Origin of the sequence: Sphaerisporangium sp. NPDC005288, assembly GCF_040607475.1 — a bacterium.
In the GTDB taxonomy this organism is placed as follows: domain Bacteria; phylum Actinomycetota; class Actinomycetes; order Streptosporangiales; family Streptosporangiaceae; genus Sphaerisporangium; species Sphaerisporangium rhizosphaerae.
Window position 1 is genome coordinate 1 of sequence record NZ_JBEXGT010000031.1, and the last position, 16,732, is coordinate 16,732.

The window sequence follows — 16,732 nt, forward strand, 5'->3', positions numbered from 1 at the left end:
TGGGCGGTCTTGATGAGCTGGCCGCCGGAGCACTGGCTGTTCCACAGTGAGCCGTTGGTGGTGGCGAAGCAGCCGGCGGGGACGCCGGAGTAGGCGGAGGCGGCGGTGAAGACGTCGGGGTACTGGGCGGCCAGGACGTTGGTCATCATGGCGCCGGAGGAGAATCCGCTGACCGCGATGCGGCCGGGGTCGATGTTGTAGCGCTGGCGGGCGTAGGCGACCATCGACATGATGCCGGTGGAGTCGCTGCCGCCGTTGCGCTTGAGCGCCGCCGGGGTGGAGACGTCGAAGCACGAGCCGCTACGAGTGGCCTCGGGCAGGACGATGATGTAGCCGTAGCGGTCGGCCGCGGTGACGAAGTCGTGCCCGTTGCCGTTGAAGATGCCGCTGGCCGAGCCGCTGCAGTAGTGCACCAGCACCAGCAGCGCCGGCCGTGCGGCGACGTTGTTGGGCACGTAGATGTACATGTTCAGATTCGTCGGGTTGTCACCGAAACCGGTCACCCGGGTCAGCGACGCGGCCGAGGCGGGCCACATCGCCATGAGCATGCTCGCGAGCGCCAGAGGTAGGGCGGCGGCCAGCATGGCCAAGAGCTTTCGTTTCACGCTGTTCTCCTCCGTCGGAAGACGCCGATGGCTCCGTCGCGGCGTGGGTCAGTTCGCGGTGCAGGTCAGCACGGGCACGCTGTTGGCGCCGTTCCAGGTGCCGAGGAATCCGAACTGCGCGGTGGCGCCGGCGCCCAGCGAGCCGTTGTAGTCCACGTTGCGGGCGGTGACCTGCGATCCGCTGGCGCTGATCGTGGCGCTCCAGCTCTGGGTGACCGTCTGGCCGTTGCCGAACTGCCAGCCGACCGTCCACGACGAGATGGGCGCGCCGCCCGCCGTGACCGTCACCGCCGCCTGGAAGCCGCCGGTCCACTGCCCGGTGATGGAGTACGCGGCCGAACACGACTTCCCGCCCGGAGTCGGGGTGGGAGTGGGCGTCGGAGTCGGCGTCGGGGTCGGGGTCGGGGTCGGCGTGGGGGTCGGCGTGGGAGTGGGGGTCGGCGTCGGCGTCGGGGTGCCCTGGCTGATGCTGCCGGGGACCGACTGCAGCGCCGCGTACCAGGCGGCGGCCATCTTGTCGTAGCCGTTGGCGGTGGGGTGGATGCCGTCGATCAGGTCGCCGGTGGTGAGCTTGCTGTGCATGTCGACCAGGTGGACGTGCTTGCCGCTGCTGACCTTGCTCTGGACGATGCCGGGGATGGCCGCGTTGAAGGTGCGGACGGAGTTCTCCTGGCCGGAGTTCGACAGCGGGATGATCGTCGCGACGAACACCTCCGCGTTCGGCGCCCCCGAGGTGATGTGGTCGATCAGGGTGGACAGCCGCTGCGGGGCGCTGGACACGTTGTAGTTCTGCAGCACGTCGTTGGTGCCGATGTGCAGCAGAACCGTGCGCGGCGAGTAGTTGCGCAGCCAGCCCGCGATGTTGGCGTCGATCTGGTCGATGCGCCAGCCGGGGTGTCCCTCGTGGTCGTGGTCGCCGAGGTTGCCCGGCCCGTTGAACTGGGATCCGACGAAGTCGATCGTGTAGCGGCCGGAGGCCAGGCGCTGCCACAGCCCGATGCGGTATCCGCCCGGCACCTGAGTGCCTTCGGTGATCGAGTCACCCAGCGGCATCACCCGCACTCCGCCGTTGGACTCGGCGCTGGCGACGCCCATCCCGGTCGCCGTTCCCGTCGCCACCACGGCGACGGCCAGCAGCGCGGCGGTCAGCCATCGCTTCCATGCGTACATGCTTCGATCTCCCGACGTCAGCAGGTGAAGGTGGTTTGAGCCGGCAGGCCGTGCCGCCAGGGCGGTGGGTCGTGGTCGCCGCCGAGGCCCATGCCTCGGTAGAGGTGCCGGCCGATCGTCCGTCCGGCGCGGAACGGCCGTCGGGACCTCGGCGGTGCGACGGCCGATGGGTATGAGTCGAACTCAGGCGTTCTGGCCCAGGAGCACAAAGATCGCGAATGCGATGTTAGCGTTAACATCCGCTGGAGCGCGCCCCTTCTTCTCAGCCGGGGTGAGAGGTGTGGTGCGGCGGAGCCAATACGACGGGCCGGGGTCGCGTCAAGTGGCGGTGCCGCCGCCTCCACCCGCTGTGATGAGGCGTCATCGGGGCTTGCTGGCACTTGCCCGCCCGCGGCCGCACCGGCCGGGATGGACGGTGCTGAAAATTTCAGGCATGTGTCGGGCGCTGTCGCCGGCGGCGATCCTGCCCGCCATCCCCGTGAGGACCCGCCGGCGAAGGTCGTCGAAACTCACGGTGGCGCGGCATGGCGTCCGCACCGCACCCGGCTTTCCACGCGGAAGAACGGCCGGGACCATCCGGTCGCGTCCGCGTGACCGGGCGACGTCCGTCGGTGGGCGGTCGGGTCAGTGGGTGAGGAAGGACCGCAGGTCGGCGAGGGCGGGCTCGATGTCGACGCCGCGTTCGGCGAGCCAGTCGTCATCGTCGTAGGTGCACCGGTAGCGCTCGCCGCCGTCGCAGATGAGGGTGACCACGCTGCCCTGCTTGCCGTTCTCGCGCATGCTCCTGATGATCTGGACGGCGGCCGCCACGTTGGTCCCCGTGGACCCGCCGACGTGGCGGCCGGTGACCTCGCGGACCCACCGCATGGCGGCGATGGAGGTGGCGTCGGGCACCTGGATCATGCGGTCGATCACCGAGGGCAGGAACGACGGCTCGACGCGGGGCCGGCCGATGCCCTCGATCCCGGAGCCGGAGGCGATCATCCGGGAGTCGCCGGCGACCCAGGCCGGGTAGAAGGCCGACCCCTCCGGGTCGACGACGGCCAGGCGGGTGGCGTGGCGGCGGTAGCGGATGTAGCGGCCGATCGTGGCCGAGGTGCCGCCGGTGCCGGCGCCGACGACGATCCAGGACGGCTCCGGATGCCGTTCCAGGGACATCTGCTGGAAGATGCTCTCGGCGATGTTGTTGTTGCCCCGCCAGTCCGTGGCGCGCTCGGCGTAGGTGAACTGGTCCATGAAGTGGCCGCCGGTGTCCTGCGCCAGGCGGCGCGACTCCTCGTAGATGGCCCGGGCGTTGTCCACGAGTTGGCACTTGCCGCCGTAGAACTCGATCAGCGCGATCTTCTCGGGGGAGGTCGAGGCGGGCATCACCGCGATGAACGGCAAGCCGAGCATGCGGGAGAAGTACGCTTCGCTCACCGCCGTCGAGCCGCTGGAGGCCTCGATGACGGTGGTGTCCGGCCCGATCCAGCCGTTGGCGAGCCCGTACAGGAACAGCGAGCGGGCCAGACGGTGCTTGAGCGAGCCGGTCGGATGGACCGACTCGTCCTTGAGGTACAGGTCGATGCCCCATTGCGGCGGAAGGGGGAACACGTGCAGGTGGGTGTCGCAGCTGCGGTTGGCGTCGGCCTCGACCGTACGGATCGCTTCGGCCACCCACGCCCGGACTTCCGGATCATGCCTATCCACGTACTTCATGGGCATACGTTAACTTGTGGTGCCTCTATGTGACCCTTACCACACTTTCCCGTGATTTGTCCGTTGTCTGTTACTATAATGAGACTTGTCCGGCCTGGAGGTGTGTCGACGCCACTCCGAGCCAGCTACCGATGAACCCCAGCTGACCTGCTTGGACCCCTAACGTCACCCTTACGAGTGAACCGCAAGCATGTGATCAGCCGTCGTACGGAGTAAAGCGGTTAGAGAGCCTGCATGGGTTCATGTCGGATGGGTAACGGGGGACAGCAGGCATGAGGGGGATGAGATGATCTCGATGACCGAACAGCAGCGTCAGGCATGGTTCGAGCGCGATGTCATGCCCGTGACGAGCCAGCTTTACGCGTCGGCCATGCGCCTCACCCGCAACACGGCCGATGCCGAGGATCTGGTGCAGGAGACCGTCGCCAAGGCCTACACCTCCTACCACCAGTTCCGCCCTGGCACGAACCTGCGGGCGTGGCTGCATCGCATCCTGACCAACAATTTCATCAACGACTACCGCAAGCAGCAGCGCTCTCCCAAGCTGTCCGCGGCCGAGGACATCGAGGACTGGCAGCTCGCCGCCGCCGAGTCGCACATGTCCACCGGTCTGCGCTCGGCGGAGACCGAGGCGCTCGAACTGCTGCCCGACAGTGTCGTGATGAACGCTTTGCGCTCGCTGCCCGACGACTTCAAGGTCGCGGTCTATCTGGCCGACATCGAGGGTTTCGCCTACAAGGAGATCGCCGAGCGGATGGGCACTCCGATCGGCACGGTCATGTCCCGGCTGCACCGCGGACGCCGCCAGCTCAGGACGATGCTGGAGGGCTACGCGCACGAGGAGGGTGCGCTGCGCGCGCCCGCCCAGTTCCAGGCGGCCTGATCCAGGGACGACGTCCGAAGGCCGGCACGGCGTCCGCCGAGGCGGCCTTCACGCGTTTCGCTCCGCCCCTGGTGGACGTACGCCTCGCCGTCTGTCTACGGTCTCGCCATGAAGACTCGCAGATTGATCTCAAGTGGTTCCACGTTCGAGCAGGCGGTCGGGTACTCGCGGGCGGTGGTCGACGGCGACTGGGTGCACGTCGCGGGGACGACGGGGTTCGACTACACGAGCATGACCATCGCCGAGGGCATCGTGGAGCAGGTCGAGCAGTGCATGAAGAACATCGGCGCCGCGCTCGAGGAGGCGGGATGCTCCTTCGCCGACGTGGTCCGCGTCCGGTACATGCTGCCCGACGCGGATGACTTCGAGCCGTGCTGGCCGGTGTTGCAGCGGTACTTCGGCGAGGTGCGGCCCGCCGCGACGATGTTCGTCTGCGGCCTGTCCGATCCGCGGATGCGCATCGAGATCGAGGTGACCGCCCACCGGGTCTGATACGACCGGGACCATGTGCACCGGGCGGGGTGGCCCTCGCCGGGCCGAGGCGCCGAGAGCGTGGCCCTCGAAGGCGCCGGGAGCGTGGCTTCCGCTGGGCCGAGGCCATGAGGGCGTGGTGTTCGCTACGCCGAGGCGATGAGGGCCACCGCGCCGAGGGCCAGACCGACCCCCGCGGCCTGCAGGGCGCTGAGCCGCTCCCCGAGCACGTACCTGGCGAGCAGGAGGGTGCTGGCCGGGTAGAGCGAGGCGAGCACCGCGACGACGGTCAGCAGGCCGCGCTGGACCGCCATCAGATACAGCACGTTGGCGAGCATGTCGAGGATCCCGGCGGTGACGATGGCCGGCAGGGCGCCCTTGCCGGGCCTGACCGTGCGCCCGCTCGCCAGGGCCAGCGCGCCGGCGGCGACCGCGGAGGCGAGGCGGGCGCCGAACAACGGCCACAGGCCGGCCTCGGCGGGCACCTGCTTGAGCAGGACGAAGAAGGCGCCGAACCCCAGGCCGGACACCAGGGCCTGGACGACCGGCGCCAGCGCGGCCCGGCTCCGGCCCGCCCCGGGCTCGCGGCTGACCAGCACCACGGCGGCCAGCGCCAGGGCGACCCCGCACAGGGCGGCCGCCTCGGGACGTTCGCCCATCGCCAGACCGGCCAGGACCGGCAGCGCCGCCGAGGTGGTGGCGGTGGTCGGCGCCACGACCGACATGACCCCGGAGGCCAGGGCGCGGTAGAACAGGACCACGCCCACGCCGCCGCACAGCCCTGCTGCCATGCCCCACCCGAGCGCGGCCGGGCTCGGCGTCCCGGGCAGCAGCGGGAGCAGCGGAAGCACGAAGACCAGGCCGGTGAGCTGGGTGAGCATCACCACGGCCAAGACGCGGGAGCGTCTGGTGGCCAACCCGCCGAAGAAGTCCGCCGTCCCGTAGACCACGGCGCACATCGTCGCGAGCATCACCGCTGCCATGTCCGCTTACCCCCAATGAATTGCACTGTTAGTGCAATATATTGGGGGCAATGCGTTGTTCACAAATGCCACTAGACTGCACCTATGGCTGATCCGGGGACCGTCACGGCGGCGATCGCCAACAACGTCCGCGCTCAGCGCGCCCACCGCGGGCTCACCCTGGACGCGCTCGCCGCGCGGTCCGGCGTGAGCCGCGGGATGCTCGTCCAGATCGAGCAGTGCCGCACCAACCCCAGTGTGACCACGCTCACGCGCATCGCCGACGCCCTCGGGGTCACCGTGGCCCGCCTGGTCGAGGTGTCCGACACCCCGGTCGTCCGGGTGGTGGCCGCCGCCGACGCGGCCACCCTGTGGCGCAGCGACCAGGGCGGCTCGGCCCGCCTGCTGCTCGGCTCCGACGCCCCGGCCATCCTGGAGCTGTGGGACTGGACGCTGCAGCCGGGGGAGTTCCACGACGGGGACGCCCACCCGCCCGGCACGCGCGAGATGCTCACGGTGCTGTCGGGCGAGCTGACCCTGTCGGTTTACGGGAGCAGCCACGTGCTCAAGAAGGACGACGCCGTGCTCTTCAGCGCCGACCGTCCGCATCGTTACGCCAACGAGGGCGGCGGGGCGCTGCGCTTCGTCATGGTCGTCACCGAGCCGCGCGAGGCGCTCGACCAGTGACGACACCGCCGGCCGCTCCGCCGGCCGCGGGGAGATCCGGCTTCTTGACCGGGCTATGTCCACTCCCGTAGGTCACGTCTCGACCACGGGAGTGCAAAGGCGCGCCCATCGGGGGTACATCACCGATGTGTGCTTACCGCTCTGGCCCGCTGTGGCCCTACTGGGGGTGGATGGGTGACTGAGGCCCGCGCGGCTCTGGCGAAGCTCAGAGTGGAGCTCGTCAGCCTGGGGGTGACCGACGCGTACGACGTATGCGATGACGCGATCCTGTCTGTCTGGATTGGCCTGGTAGTGACCTTCCGCGATGGTTTTTACCGTTGGCAGGAGGGTGTGGTGAAACGTCGCCATCTGGGTACGGATCCGGTGGGTTGCGCCATTCGCGTGGCGCGTCGTTACGCCGAGTTGCAGGCCGATGCTCCTCCCTGGTGGGACGAGCTGGCCAAGGCTCTGCGGGGGGAAGCGGCCGATCACTATCCGTGACCCCTGCCGCTGTACGGGGGGAGCGCGCGGTGGCATCGGTGCGGGTGGTTCTGCTGTGGCTGGCATGCTTGTTCGGGCTGGTCGTAGCCTTGCCTGGCTGCGGTCAGGTACGGGCGCCCGTTCGGGGAGGGGCGAAGGATGAGGTCATCCGGGTGCGGTCGTCCGCGCCGGTCAGGGCCGTCTCCGATCCGGCGCTGCTGGCCCTGCGGGTGATCGGCCAGCAGCCCGGCTGGCCGGGCACCCGGCCCGTCGTGGCGCCGGCCGAACGGTCCATCGCCTGCGCGCACGCCAAGTGCGTGGCGCTGACCTTCGACGACGGCCCTTTCGACTACACCGGCGCGGTGCTGGACGCCCTGGCCCGGCACAACGCCAGGGCGACGTTCTTCGTCGTCGGGCAGATGGTGACGCCGGCGACCGCGCCCCTGCTGCGGCGGATGGTCGCGGAGGGCCACCAGCTCGGCAACCACTCGTGGGACCATCCCGCCCTCACGTCGCTGTCCCGCGACGGCCTGCGGGGGCAGCTCGACCGCACCCAGCAGGTGGTCAGGTCGATCACGGGGGTCACCATGCGGCTGATGCGCCCGCCGTACGGGTCGACCGACGGCAAGGTGGCCGAGGAGACCGGCAGGGCCGGCCTCGCGCAGATCCTGTGGGACCTGGACACCCTCGACTGGCGCGACCGCGACAGCGCCCTGGTGGCGCGGCGGGCCTCGGCCGCCCGGCCCGGCTCGGTGGTGCTGCTGCACGACATCCACCGGACCACGATGGAGGCGCTGCCCCACCTGCTGGCCGACCTCAGCGCCAAGGGGTACACCTTCGTGACGGTGTCGGAGCTGTACGGGGCGCGTGAGCTCGTGCCCGGCAAGCGCTACGCCGGCGAGACCGGCGAGCGCCAGGACCAGAGCACGAGCCCGTAGCCGTCGTCAGTTGCCGCGCTTGGCCCGAGCGGCAGAACGGCCGCGGGTGGCCGCGTCCAGGACGACCTTGCGCAGGCGGACGTTCTCGGGAGTGATCTCCACGCACTCGTCCTCGCGGCAGAACTCCAGCGCCTGCTCCAGCGAGAGCACCCGCGGCGGGATGACCTTCTCGGTCTCCTCGCTGGTGGAGGAGCGCATGTTGGTGAGCTTCTTCTCCTTGGTGATGTTGACGTCCATGTCGTCGGAGCGGGAGTTCTCCCCGACGATCATGCCCTCGTAGACCTCGGTGGTCGGCGAGACGAACAGCGTGCCGCGCTCCTGGAGGTTGAGCATGGCGAACGCGGTGACGGCGCCGGCGCGGTCGGCCACCAGCGAGCCGTTGTTGCGGGTGCGCAGCTCGCCGAACCACGGCTCGTAGGCCTCGAAGACGTGGTGCACCAGGCCGGTGCCGCGCGTCTCGGTGAGGAACTCGGTGCGGAAGCCGATCAGGCCGCGGGCCGGGACCACGAACTCCATGCGGATCCAGCCGGTGCCGTGGTTGGTCATGTGCTCCATGCGGCCCTTGCGGACGGCGAGGAGCTGGGTGATCGCGCCGAGGTACTCCTCGGGGGCGTCCACGGTGAGCCGCTCGACCGGCTCGTGCACCTTGCCGTCGACCGTCTTGGTGACGACCTGCGGCTTGCCGACGGTCAGCTCGTAGCCCTCGCGGCGCATCTGCTCGACCAGGATGGCCAGGGCCAGCTCGCCGCGGCCCTGGACCTCCCAGGCGTCGGGCCGGTCGGTGGGCAGCACGCGCAGCGACACGTTGCCGACCAGCTCCTTCTCCAGGCGGTCCTTCACCATGCGGGCGGTGACCTTGGAGCCCTTGACCTTGCCGACCAGCGGGCTGGTGTTGGTGCCGATCGTCATCGAGATGGCGGGCTCGTCGACGGTGATCAGCGGCAGCGGGCGCGGGTCGTCGGGGTCGGCCAGCGTCTCGCCGATCATGATGTCCGGGATGCCGGCGATGGCGATGATGTCGCCGGGGCCGGCCTGCTCGGCGGGCTTGCGCTCGAGGGCGTCGGTCATCAGCAGCTCGCTGATCTTGACCCGCTGGATGGTGCCGTCGGTGCGGCACCAGGCGACCTGCTGGCCCTTCTTGATCGTGCCCTGGTGGACGCGGCACAACGCGATGCGGCCCAGGTAGCTGGAGGCGTCGAGGTTGGTGACGTGCGCCTGCAGCGGTGCGGAGGGGTCGTACACCGGCGCCGGGATGGTGTTGGTGATCGTCTTGAACAGCGGCTCGAGATCCTCGGAGTCGGGCATGCCGCCGTTGTCGGGACGGTTGAGGCTGGCCCGGCCGGCCTTGGCCGAGGCGTAGACGATCGGGAAGTCGATCTGCTCCTCGGTGGCGTCGAGGTCGATGAACAGCTCGTACACCTCGTCGACGACCTCGGCGATGCGGGCGTCGGGGCGGTCGACCTTGTTGATGCACAGGATGACCGGCATCTTGGCGCCGAGCGCCTTGCGCAGGACGAAGCGCGTCTGCGGCAGCGGTCCCTCGGAGGCGTCGACCAGCAGGACGACGCCGTCGACCATCGACAGGCCGCGCTCGACCTCGCCGCCGAAGTCGGCGTGGCCGGGGGTGTCGATGATGTTGAGGGTCATGCCGCCGTGCTTGACCGCGGTGTTCTTGGCGAGAATGGTGATGCCCTTCTCGCGCTCCAGGTCGTTGGAGTCCATGACCCGCTCGTCGACATCCTGGTTGGCGCGGAACGCCCCGGACTGCCACAGCATGGCGTCCACGAGCGTGGTCTTGCCGTGGTCGACGTGCGCGATGATCGCGATGTTCCGCAGGTCGTCGCGGCTGTTCAAAGGCATGATGGAGTCTCGCTCTGGGTCGTGGAGGCCGGCCGCGGACACTGCGGCCTCCACCATTTTAGTTGATCGGGGTTACCACCACGTGCCGCGCCCGCGCAAAGCAAACATTTCTGGCAATGTTCACAAATTCGTGATGCGGTCGTCCACTAGCGCCCGACCAGCGGAGACGACCCGCCGTCCCGTCCGCCGGACCGCCGCCGGCGGGCCGTGCGAGCGGCTCCGGGACTAACAACGGCTCGCCCGGGAAGACATGCCAGCATGGTGGACGAAGGACTCATTCGACCGGCCGCCTCCGTGCACCGGGTCACCGACTCGGCGGTGGACCTTCTGACATGCAGGCGGCGCAAGGGCGAACGGTGCCGCATCGCCGTCTGGGGCCTGGTCATGGGCGCGTTCGTGGTCGCCTGCGTCACGCCGGTGGCCGCCAAGGCACAGGCGCTCGGGGCGCAGGCCCCCACGGCATGGGCCTCCTCCACCTGCGCGCCGGGCGTTCCCCATAAGCTTTTTCCATGCCCCTTGCCGCAGCATTCCCCGCGACGCTGATGACCAAGGACGGCGTACGGATCGACGCCGCGCACACCCCCTCCCGGGGCGACGCCGATCTGGGCATCGTCCTTGCCCACGGGTTCACCGGTTCCTGGCGAGAGAGCGCGACACGGCGCATCGCGCACGTGCTGAGCGGCTACGGCGGGGTGGTGGCCTTCGACTTCCGCGGCCACGGCAGATCGGGCGGCCGCTCCACGGTCGGCGACGTGGAGGTGCTCGACCTGGACGCGGCGGTGGCGCACGCCCGCTCCATCGGATACACGCGGGTCGCGACCGTCGGCTTCTCGATGGGCGCCGCGATCGCCGTCCGGCACGCCGCCCTGCACAGAGGCACCGACGCGGTGGTGGCCGTGAGCGGTCCCGCCCGCTGGTACTACCGCGGCACCCGCCCCATGCGGCAGGTCCACTGGGCCATCGAGCGGCCCTCCGGACGGCTGGCCGCCCGGGTGGCCAAGCGCACGCGCATCCAGTCCGGCACGTGGGACCCGGTGCCGCTCGCGCCGCACGAGGCGGTCGGGCGCATCGCGCCCACGCCGCTGCTGATCGTGCACGGCGACGCCGACTCCTTCTTCCCGCTGGAGCACGCCCACCAGCTCTTCGACGCGGCGCGCGAGCCGAAGGAGCTGTGGATCGAGCCGGGGTACGGCCACGCCGAGTCCGCCGCCACCCCCGGCCTCATCAGGCGCATCGGATCGTGGATCACGGAGGTGCCGCGGTGATCCTCGTGATCAACTCCGGGTCGTCCTCGGTGAAGTACGAGCTCATCGACGCGGAGGGCCCCACCCGGCACCAGGCGGGCAAGATCGAGCGCATCGGCGAGCCGGGGTCGCCGTACCCCGGCCACGCGGCCGCGCTGGAGAAGGTCGCCGAGGAGGTCGCCCCGCACGCGGGCCGGCTCACCGCCGTCGGCCACCGCGTGGTCCACGGCGGGGCCGCCTTCACCGGTCCCGTCCTGATCGACGACGACGTCGTCAAGCAGATCGAGGAGGCCGTGCCGCTGGCCCCGCTGCACAACCCGTCGAACCTGGCGGGCATCGAGGTCATGCGCCGGCTCCACCCCGGCCTGCCGCAGGTGGCCGTCTTCGACACCGCCTTCCACAGCACGCTCCCCCCGGCCGCCCGCACCTACGCGATCGACCGCGAGGTCGCCGAGCGGGCCGGCGTGCGGCGCTACGGGTTCCACGGCACCTCCACGGCCTACGTCTCCCGCGTGGCCGCCGAGATGGTCGGCAAGCCCGACATGGCCAACGTCATCGTGCTGCACCTCGGCAACGGCGCGAGCGCCTCGGCGGTGTCGGCGGGCCGCTGCGTCGACACCTCCATGGGCATGACCCCGCTGGAGGGGCTGGTCATGGGCACCCGCTCCGGCGACGTGGACCCCGGGGTGATCTTCCACCTGATCCGGGGCGGCATGACGCCGGACGAGGTCGAGGAGATGCTCGTCCACCGCAGCGGGCTGTACGGCCTGTGCGGCGACAACGACATGCGGACGGTCCTCGACCGGGTCGCCGCGGGCGACGACGAGGCCGCGCTGGCCTACAACGTGTACTGTCACCGGCTGCGCAAGTACATCGGCGCCTACACCGCGGTGCTCGGCCGGGTGGACGTCATAGCGTTCACCGGCGGGGTCGGCGAGAACTCCGCCCCGGTGCGGCGCAAGGTGCTCTCGGGCCTCGCGCCGATGGGCATCCGCCTCGATCCGACGCGCAACTCCTCGGTGCGCGGCGCCCGGCTGGTCTCCGCCGACGACTCGGCCGTGGCGGTCGCCGTCGTGCCGACCGACGAGGAACTGGAGATCGCCATCGAGACCGCCGCCGTAGTGGCGCGAACCAATTCGGAATAAATGTCGTCTACCTCCTCAGGAGGTATGAGGTCCACCAGGGGACAGCCTTTACCCGGGCAGTACTCCTGACGGGGGCGACCTCGGACATCCTTGTAATGCGGGGCCGTCGCCCAGCGACGCGGGGGCGCGCTGGGCGGCGGTTGCGCACGACGTCGGCCGTGGTGGGCAGGACATCGGCCGGGGGTGGCACGACGTCGGCCGTGGTGGCACGACGTCGGCCGGGGTGGAGGCCTCAGCCCAGGCGGGCGATCGACTTGTACTCCAGGTATCCGGCCAGGCCCTCGGGGCCGAGCTCGCGGCCGACGCCGCTGGCCTTGAACCCGCCGAACGGCGTGGACGGCTCCATGGTGTTCATCATGTTGACGCCGTAGGTGCCGGCGCGGACCCGGCGGGCGACGTCCATGCCGTGGTCGGCGTCGGCGGTCCACACCGTGCCCGACAGCCCGTACTCGCTGTCGTTGGCGATGCGGACGGCGTCCTCCTCGTCCTGGTACTCGATCACCGAGAGCACCGGGCCGAAGATCTCCTCGCGGGCGATGCGCATGTCGTTCGAGACGCCCGCGAAGACGGTCGGCGCGACGTACCAGCCGCGGTCACGGGGCCGGTCCAGGCCGCCGAGCACCGGCTTGGCGCCCTCCTCGATGCCGATCTTGATGTAGCCCTCGACGCGCTCCTGCTGGCGCTTGGCGACCATCGGGCCGATGCCGGTGGCCGGGTCGGCGGGGTCGCCGACCGCCTGCCCGGCGACCATGTCGGCGATCGCCTGGACCACCTCGTCGTAGCGGGAGGCGGAGGCGAGGATGCGGGTCTGCGCCACGCACGCCTGGCCGTTGTTCATCAGCGAGGCGATGGACAGGAACCCCATGGCGGAGGGCAGGTCGCAGTCGTCCAGGATGATCGCCGCCGACTTGCCGCCCAGCTCCAGGCTGCAGCGCTTCAGCTGCTCGCCGCAGATGCCGCCGATGCGCCGGCCGGCGGCGGTGGACCCGGTGAAGGCCACCTTGTCGACGCCCGGGTGCGAGACCAGGTGCTCGCCGGCCTCGCGGCCCGCGGCCACGATGTTGACCACGCCCTCGGGGATGCCGGACTCCTTGACCATTTCGGCCAGGAGGTAGGAGTCGAGCGGGGTCTCGGGGGCGGGCTTGACGACGACCGTGCAGCCGGCGAGGAGGGCGGGGGCCAGCTTGGTCATGATGACGAACTGCGGGACGTTCCACGGCACCACGGCGGCGACGACGCCGACCGGCTCGCGCCGGACGGTCACCGGGCCGAACAAGCCGGGACGTTCCTCCTCGACCGCGAAGCTCTTGCCGAGCTCGCTGTAGTACTGGAGCATGCCGAGCGGCTGCGGGGCCTGGGCGAGCTGGGAGAAGGTGATGGGCGAGCCCATCTCCAGGGTGATCAGCTCGGCCATCTCGGCCTGCCGGGCGGCGTACAGCCCGGCGAGCCTGCCGATCACCTCGGCGCGCTCGGCCATGGACATCCGCGGCCACGGCCCGTGGTCGAAGGCCTGGCGGGCGGCGGCCACGGCGCGGTCCATGTCGGCGGGGGCGCCGTCGGGCACCCGGCCGACGACCTCCTCGGTGTGCGGGGAGACGACGTCGATCGTCGCGGTGCCCGAGGGAGCCACCCAGTCGCCCCCGATGAACAGACGGTCGTGCTGGAGCATGAGACTTGCCTCCTGGTCGGGCGGGGCCTGGTCCGGTCTGACCGGACGCCCGCTGGACGATCATGCCGCGAGGGCGCCCACGGGCGGTCCGCAGTGTCCGGTGGATACGACAGAACCATGTTCTACACAACTCGACAAGAGCCGGGGAGCGGAAGGCCCGGCGCGGCGCCCCTCGCCGGCATCGCCCGGGCCGGTCCGCCGGCCGGGGAGGGCCGTGGTCGCCGGCGGTGGGCGCGGTGGGCATCGTGAGGTGCCGCCGGTCGGCGGCGTGTGACCCGGGGCCCAATTACCGGGATTCCCGCACCCTGCGTAGTCGCGAAGTGGTAGATACTTCGCCAATGGTGTATAGGTTCCTCCGATCGTGTGACAGGCCCGAAGATCGGCTTCTATAGTTTCGGGGCGTCGGGAATGGGGAGGGCTGATGCGATCAGGCCGTGCGGTCGCGCTGGCGGCCGTCCTCCTGGGCCTGTTCACCGCGCTGGTGATCCCGCCCGCCGATGCCAAGCCCACCCCGCAGTCCCAGCTCGACAAGCTGACCAAGCAGGCCGCCGATCTGCAGAAGGCCTACCGCGGTGAGATCCAGAGCCTGCAGGACACCCGCGACGCGGTGCGGAAGGCCGGGCAGCGGGTCAAGAAGCTCCGCGGCGACCTGGTCGACGCCGAGCGCCGCATGGGGCAGTTCTTCGCCACCTCCTACATGGCCGGCTCGGTCGACGGCCCACAGGTGATCAACTACACCGGCGACCCCGACGCGATCCTCGGGCAGGCCGCCACCGTCACCTACCTGGCCGAGGAGAAGAACCAGCGGCTGAACCGCATCTCCGGACTGATCAAGGAGTCCAAGGATGCCAAGAAGCAGGCCGACGGCAAGATCGGCGACCTGAAGAAGGAGATCGCCCGGCTGGAGGACAAGAAGGCCGACGTCGAGCGGCTGCTCAAGAAGTTCGGCTTCCAGACCCCCGACGCCGGCAGCGGCCTGACCTCGCGCATGGTGAGCATCCGCAACGTCATCATGCAGAACTTCCCGATGCCGTTCGGCGTCGGATGCCTGCGCGCGGGCGACCCCGGCGAGCACGGCAAGGGCCGCGCCTGCGACTTCATGATGAGCACCGGCGGCCGCATGCCCGACGCCGCCTCCAAGGCGCGCGGCGACGCCCTGGCCCAGTGGTGCATCGAGAACGGCCGCCAGATCGGGATCATGTACATCATCTGGCAGCAGCGCTACTACGACATCCGCACCGGAGCCGGCTGGCGCATGATGTCCGACCGCGGCGGCATCACCGCCAATCACTACGATCACGTCCACGTCTCGGTCTTCTAGGGCGCTGTCCACGAACGTTCACCGGCTCGGGCGCCGTGGCAGGCGCCGGCATCGCCGTACCACGACCCGCCGACCCGGTGCCGATCACTGCGGCACGTGGCCGGGGGTGGAGATCCGCGCCCGGTGAACGTATGTGGTCACCGCACTGACCTCGACGGCTCGCCTGCCGTACCCTGCTCCGGGCGTCTCGCGTGCGCCGGTGTTCTCCAGACGGGGGTGTCCTGTCGCGGCTCTCGGTGGACGGCTCTAGGCCGGCGTCCCGTGGTGGTGTTCGGCGGCGAGGCGGTTCTTGAGCCAGTGGTAGGACGCCTTCGGCGTGCGCTTCTGGGTGGCGAAGTCGACGTGGACCAGGCCGAACCTCTGGTTGTACCCCTCGGCCCACTCGAAGTTGTCCAGGAGCGACCAGACGTAGTACCCCCGCACGTCCACCCCCTCGGCCATGGCCGCGCGCAGCGCCGCGATGTGGCCGTCCAGGTAGGCGATGCGCCCCTGGTCGTCCACCACCCCGTCCGGGCCGGGCTCGTCGGCCTGCGAGCACCCGTTCTCGGTCACGTACACCGGCGGCAGCGCGTCGCCGTAGCGGGCCCGCAGGCCCGTGAGCAGCTCCCGCAGCCCGTCCGGGACGACCGGCCAGCCGAAGGCGGTCGTCGGGTGGCCGGTGACGCCCGCGTCCACGAACGGCAGCCCACCGGTGTCCGCCCCGGGGGCGGGGGCGGCCACGCGGGTCGGGTTGTAGTAGTTGACCCCGAGGCCGTCCAGCGGCTGGGCGATGACCTCGAGGTCGCCGTCGCGGACGGCGTCGAGCGCCGGCACGCCGAAGGCCGACAGGTCCGGGTAGGAGCCGAGGAGCACCGGGTCGTTGAACAGCCTGTTGTGCAGGGTGTCGTAGGCGTCGGCGGCGCGCGCGTCCCGCTCCGCGTCCGAGGCGGCCCAGACCGGCGTGCAGTTGTTGGTGACCAGCACCCGTCCGGCGCCGTTCGCGCGCAGCGCCTGGGTGGCCAGGCCGTGCCCGAGGAGCTGGTGGTGGGCGGCGGGCAGCGCGTCCAGGAACAGCGCCCGGCCTGGCGCATGTGTGCCAAGGGCGTAGCCGAAGACCATGTGGATGAACGGCTCGTTGAGGGTGATCCAGATGGGCACCCGGTCGGCGAGGCGGGCGGAGACGGTGTGGGCGTAGTCGGCCAGGCGGTGGGCGGTGTCGCGGTTCAGCCAGCCGCCCCGGTCCTCCAGGGCCTGCGGCAGGTCCCAGTGGAAAAGCGTGGCCGCCGGGGTGATGCCCTGGGCGCAGAGCCCGTCGACGAGGCGGTCGTAGAAGTCGAGGCCGGCCTGGTTGACCTCCCGGTCACCGCGCGGGTGGATTCTCGGCCACGATATGGAGAAGCGGTAGGAGTTCACCCCCAGATCCGCCATGAGCGTGACATCCTCTGACCAGCGGTGGTAATGATCGCAGGCGACGTCTCCGGTGTGGCCATCGCGCACGTTGCCGGATTCATGGGCGAAGGTGTCCCAGATGGACGTTCCCCGGCCGTCCTCCGCGGCGGCGCCCTCGATCTGGTAGGAGGCGGTCGCGGTACCCCAAAGGAACATGGTGACCTCCAGCAATATGAGTGATTCTCATGTTAA

General features: G+C 70.2%; 15 protein-coding genes. 8 read left to right on the top strand and 7 right to left on the bottom strand.

Going from position 1 to position 16,732, the window contains the following annotated elements:
* From ABZU32_RS26455 to ABZU32_RS26465, 3 genes are all read right to left on the bottom strand, one after another.
* Positions 1-605, bottom strand: a 605-nt coding sequence (locus ABZU32_RS26455) for a PHB depolymerase family esterase (protein WP_354926116.1), incomplete at its 3' end; no start/stop codon positions are given.
* Between the two features lie 48 nt (positions 606-653).
* Positions 654-1,775 (bottom strand): cellulose binding domain-containing protein, encoded by a 1,122-nt coding sequence (locus ABZU32_RS26460; RefSeq protein ID WP_354926118.1) that lies wholly within the window; start codon positions 1,773-1,775, stop codon positions 654-656.
* Between the two features lie 624 nt (positions 1,776-2,399).
* The gene (locus tag ABZU32_RS26465) at positions 2,400-3,473 is read right to left on the bottom strand and encodes a PLP-dependent cysteine synthase family protein (protein WP_354926120.1); all 1,074 of its coding nucleotides are present in this window, start codon (positions 3,471-3,473) and stop codon (positions 2,400-2,402) included.
* Positions 3,474-3,759: 286 nt separating this feature from the next.
* Between ABZU32_RS26465 and ABZU32_RS26470 the strand changes: the two genes are divergently transcribed.
* Together ABZU32_RS26470 and ABZU32_RS26475 are read left to right on the top strand one after the other, a co-directional pair.
* On the top strand, positions 3,760-4,356 hold the full coding sequence (locus ABZU32_RS26470) for a sigma-70 family RNA polymerase sigma factor (RefSeq protein ID WP_354851880.1): 597 nt from the start codon (positions 3,760-3,762) through the stop codon (positions 4,354-4,356).
* Positions 4,357-4,464: 108 nt separating this feature from the next.
* Positions 4,465-4,848, top strand: coding sequence for a RidA family protein (locus ABZU32_RS26475; protein ID WP_354926122.1), 384 nt, complete (start codon positions 4,465-4,467; stop codon positions 4,846-4,848).
* A gap of 125 nt (positions 4,849-4,973) precedes the next feature.
* Here ABZU32_RS26475 and ABZU32_RS26480 read toward each other — a convergent pair whose 3' ends face one another.
* Positions 4,974-5,810 carry a DMT family transporter gene (locus ABZU32_RS26480; RefSeq protein ID WP_354926124.1) on the bottom strand — a complete coding sequence of 279 codons (837 nt, stop codon included), beginning with the start codon at positions 5,808-5,810 and terminating at the stop codon, positions 4,974-4,976.
* A gap of 84 nt (positions 5,811-5,894) precedes the next feature.
* On the opposite strand from ABZU32_RS26480, the gene ABZU32_RS26485 reads away from it, so the two are divergent.
* The 3 genes from ABZU32_RS26485 (at position 5,895) to ABZU32_RS26495 (ending at position 7,873) form a co-directional block, all read left to right on the top strand.
* Positions 5,895-6,476 (top strand): XRE family transcriptional regulator, encoded by a 582-nt coding sequence (locus ABZU32_RS26485; protein WP_354926126.1) that lies wholly within the window; start codon positions 5,895-5,897, stop codon positions 6,474-6,476.
* A gap of 174 nt (positions 6,477-6,650) precedes the next feature.
* The gene (locus ABZU32_RS26490) at positions 6,651-6,956 is read left to right on the top strand and encodes a hypothetical protein (RefSeq protein ID WP_354851888.1); all 306 of its coding nucleotides are present in this window, start codon (positions 6,651-6,653) and stop codon (positions 6,954-6,956) included.
* A gap of 152 nt (positions 6,957-7,108) precedes the next feature.
* Positions 7,109-7,873, top strand: coding sequence for a polysaccharide deacetylase family protein (locus ABZU32_RS26495; RefSeq protein ID WP_354926128.1), 765 nt, complete (start codon positions 7,109-7,111; stop codon positions 7,871-7,873).
* A gap of 6 nt (positions 7,874-7,879) precedes the next feature.
* Here the strand turns inward: ABZU32_RS26495 and typA are convergent, their stop codons facing one another.
* Entirely contained in the window at positions 7,880-9,733 is a 1,854-nt protein-coding gene (typA, locus tag ABZU32_RS26500) for a translational GTPase TypA (protein ID WP_354851892.1), read from the bottom strand.
* Positions 9,734-10,242: 509 nt separating this feature from the next.
* Here typA and ABZU32_RS26505 point away from each other — a divergent pair.
* Complete coding sequence (locus ABZU32_RS26505; protein ID WP_354926130.1) at positions 10,243-10,998, top strand: alpha/beta fold hydrolase; 756 nt, start codon at positions 10,243-10,245, stop codon at positions 10,996-10,998.
* Entirely contained in the window at positions 10,995-12,122 is a 1,128-nt protein-coding gene (locus ABZU32_RS26510) for an acetate kinase (protein ID WP_354926132.1), read from the top strand. The genes ABZU32_RS26505 and ABZU32_RS26510 overlap by 4 nt, the downstream gene beginning before the upstream one ends.
* Positions 12,123-12,354: 232 nt before the next feature.
* Here ABZU32_RS26510 and ABZU32_RS26515 read toward each other — a convergent pair whose 3' ends face one another.
* Positions 12,355-13,791 (bottom strand): aldehyde dehydrogenase, encoded by a 1,437-nt coding sequence (locus ABZU32_RS26515; protein ID WP_354926134.1) that lies wholly within the window; start codon positions 13,789-13,791, stop codon positions 12,355-12,357.
* Between the two features lie 421 nt (positions 13,792-14,212).
* Between ABZU32_RS26515 and ABZU32_RS26520 the strand changes: the two genes are divergently transcribed.
* Positions 14,213-15,112, top strand: coding sequence for a hypothetical protein (locus ABZU32_RS26520; RefSeq protein ID WP_354851899.1), 900 nt, complete (start codon positions 14,213-14,215; stop codon positions 15,110-15,112).
* 246 nt (positions 15,113-15,358) lie between these two features.
* Here the strand turns inward: ABZU32_RS26520 and ABZU32_RS26525 are convergent, their stop codons facing one another.
* Positions 15,359-16,696, bottom strand: coding sequence for a GH1 family beta-glucosidase (locus ABZU32_RS26525; RefSeq protein ID WP_354926136.1), 1,338 nt, complete (start codon positions 16,694-16,696; stop codon positions 15,359-15,361).
* Positions 16,697-16,732 lie beyond the last annotated feature (36 nt).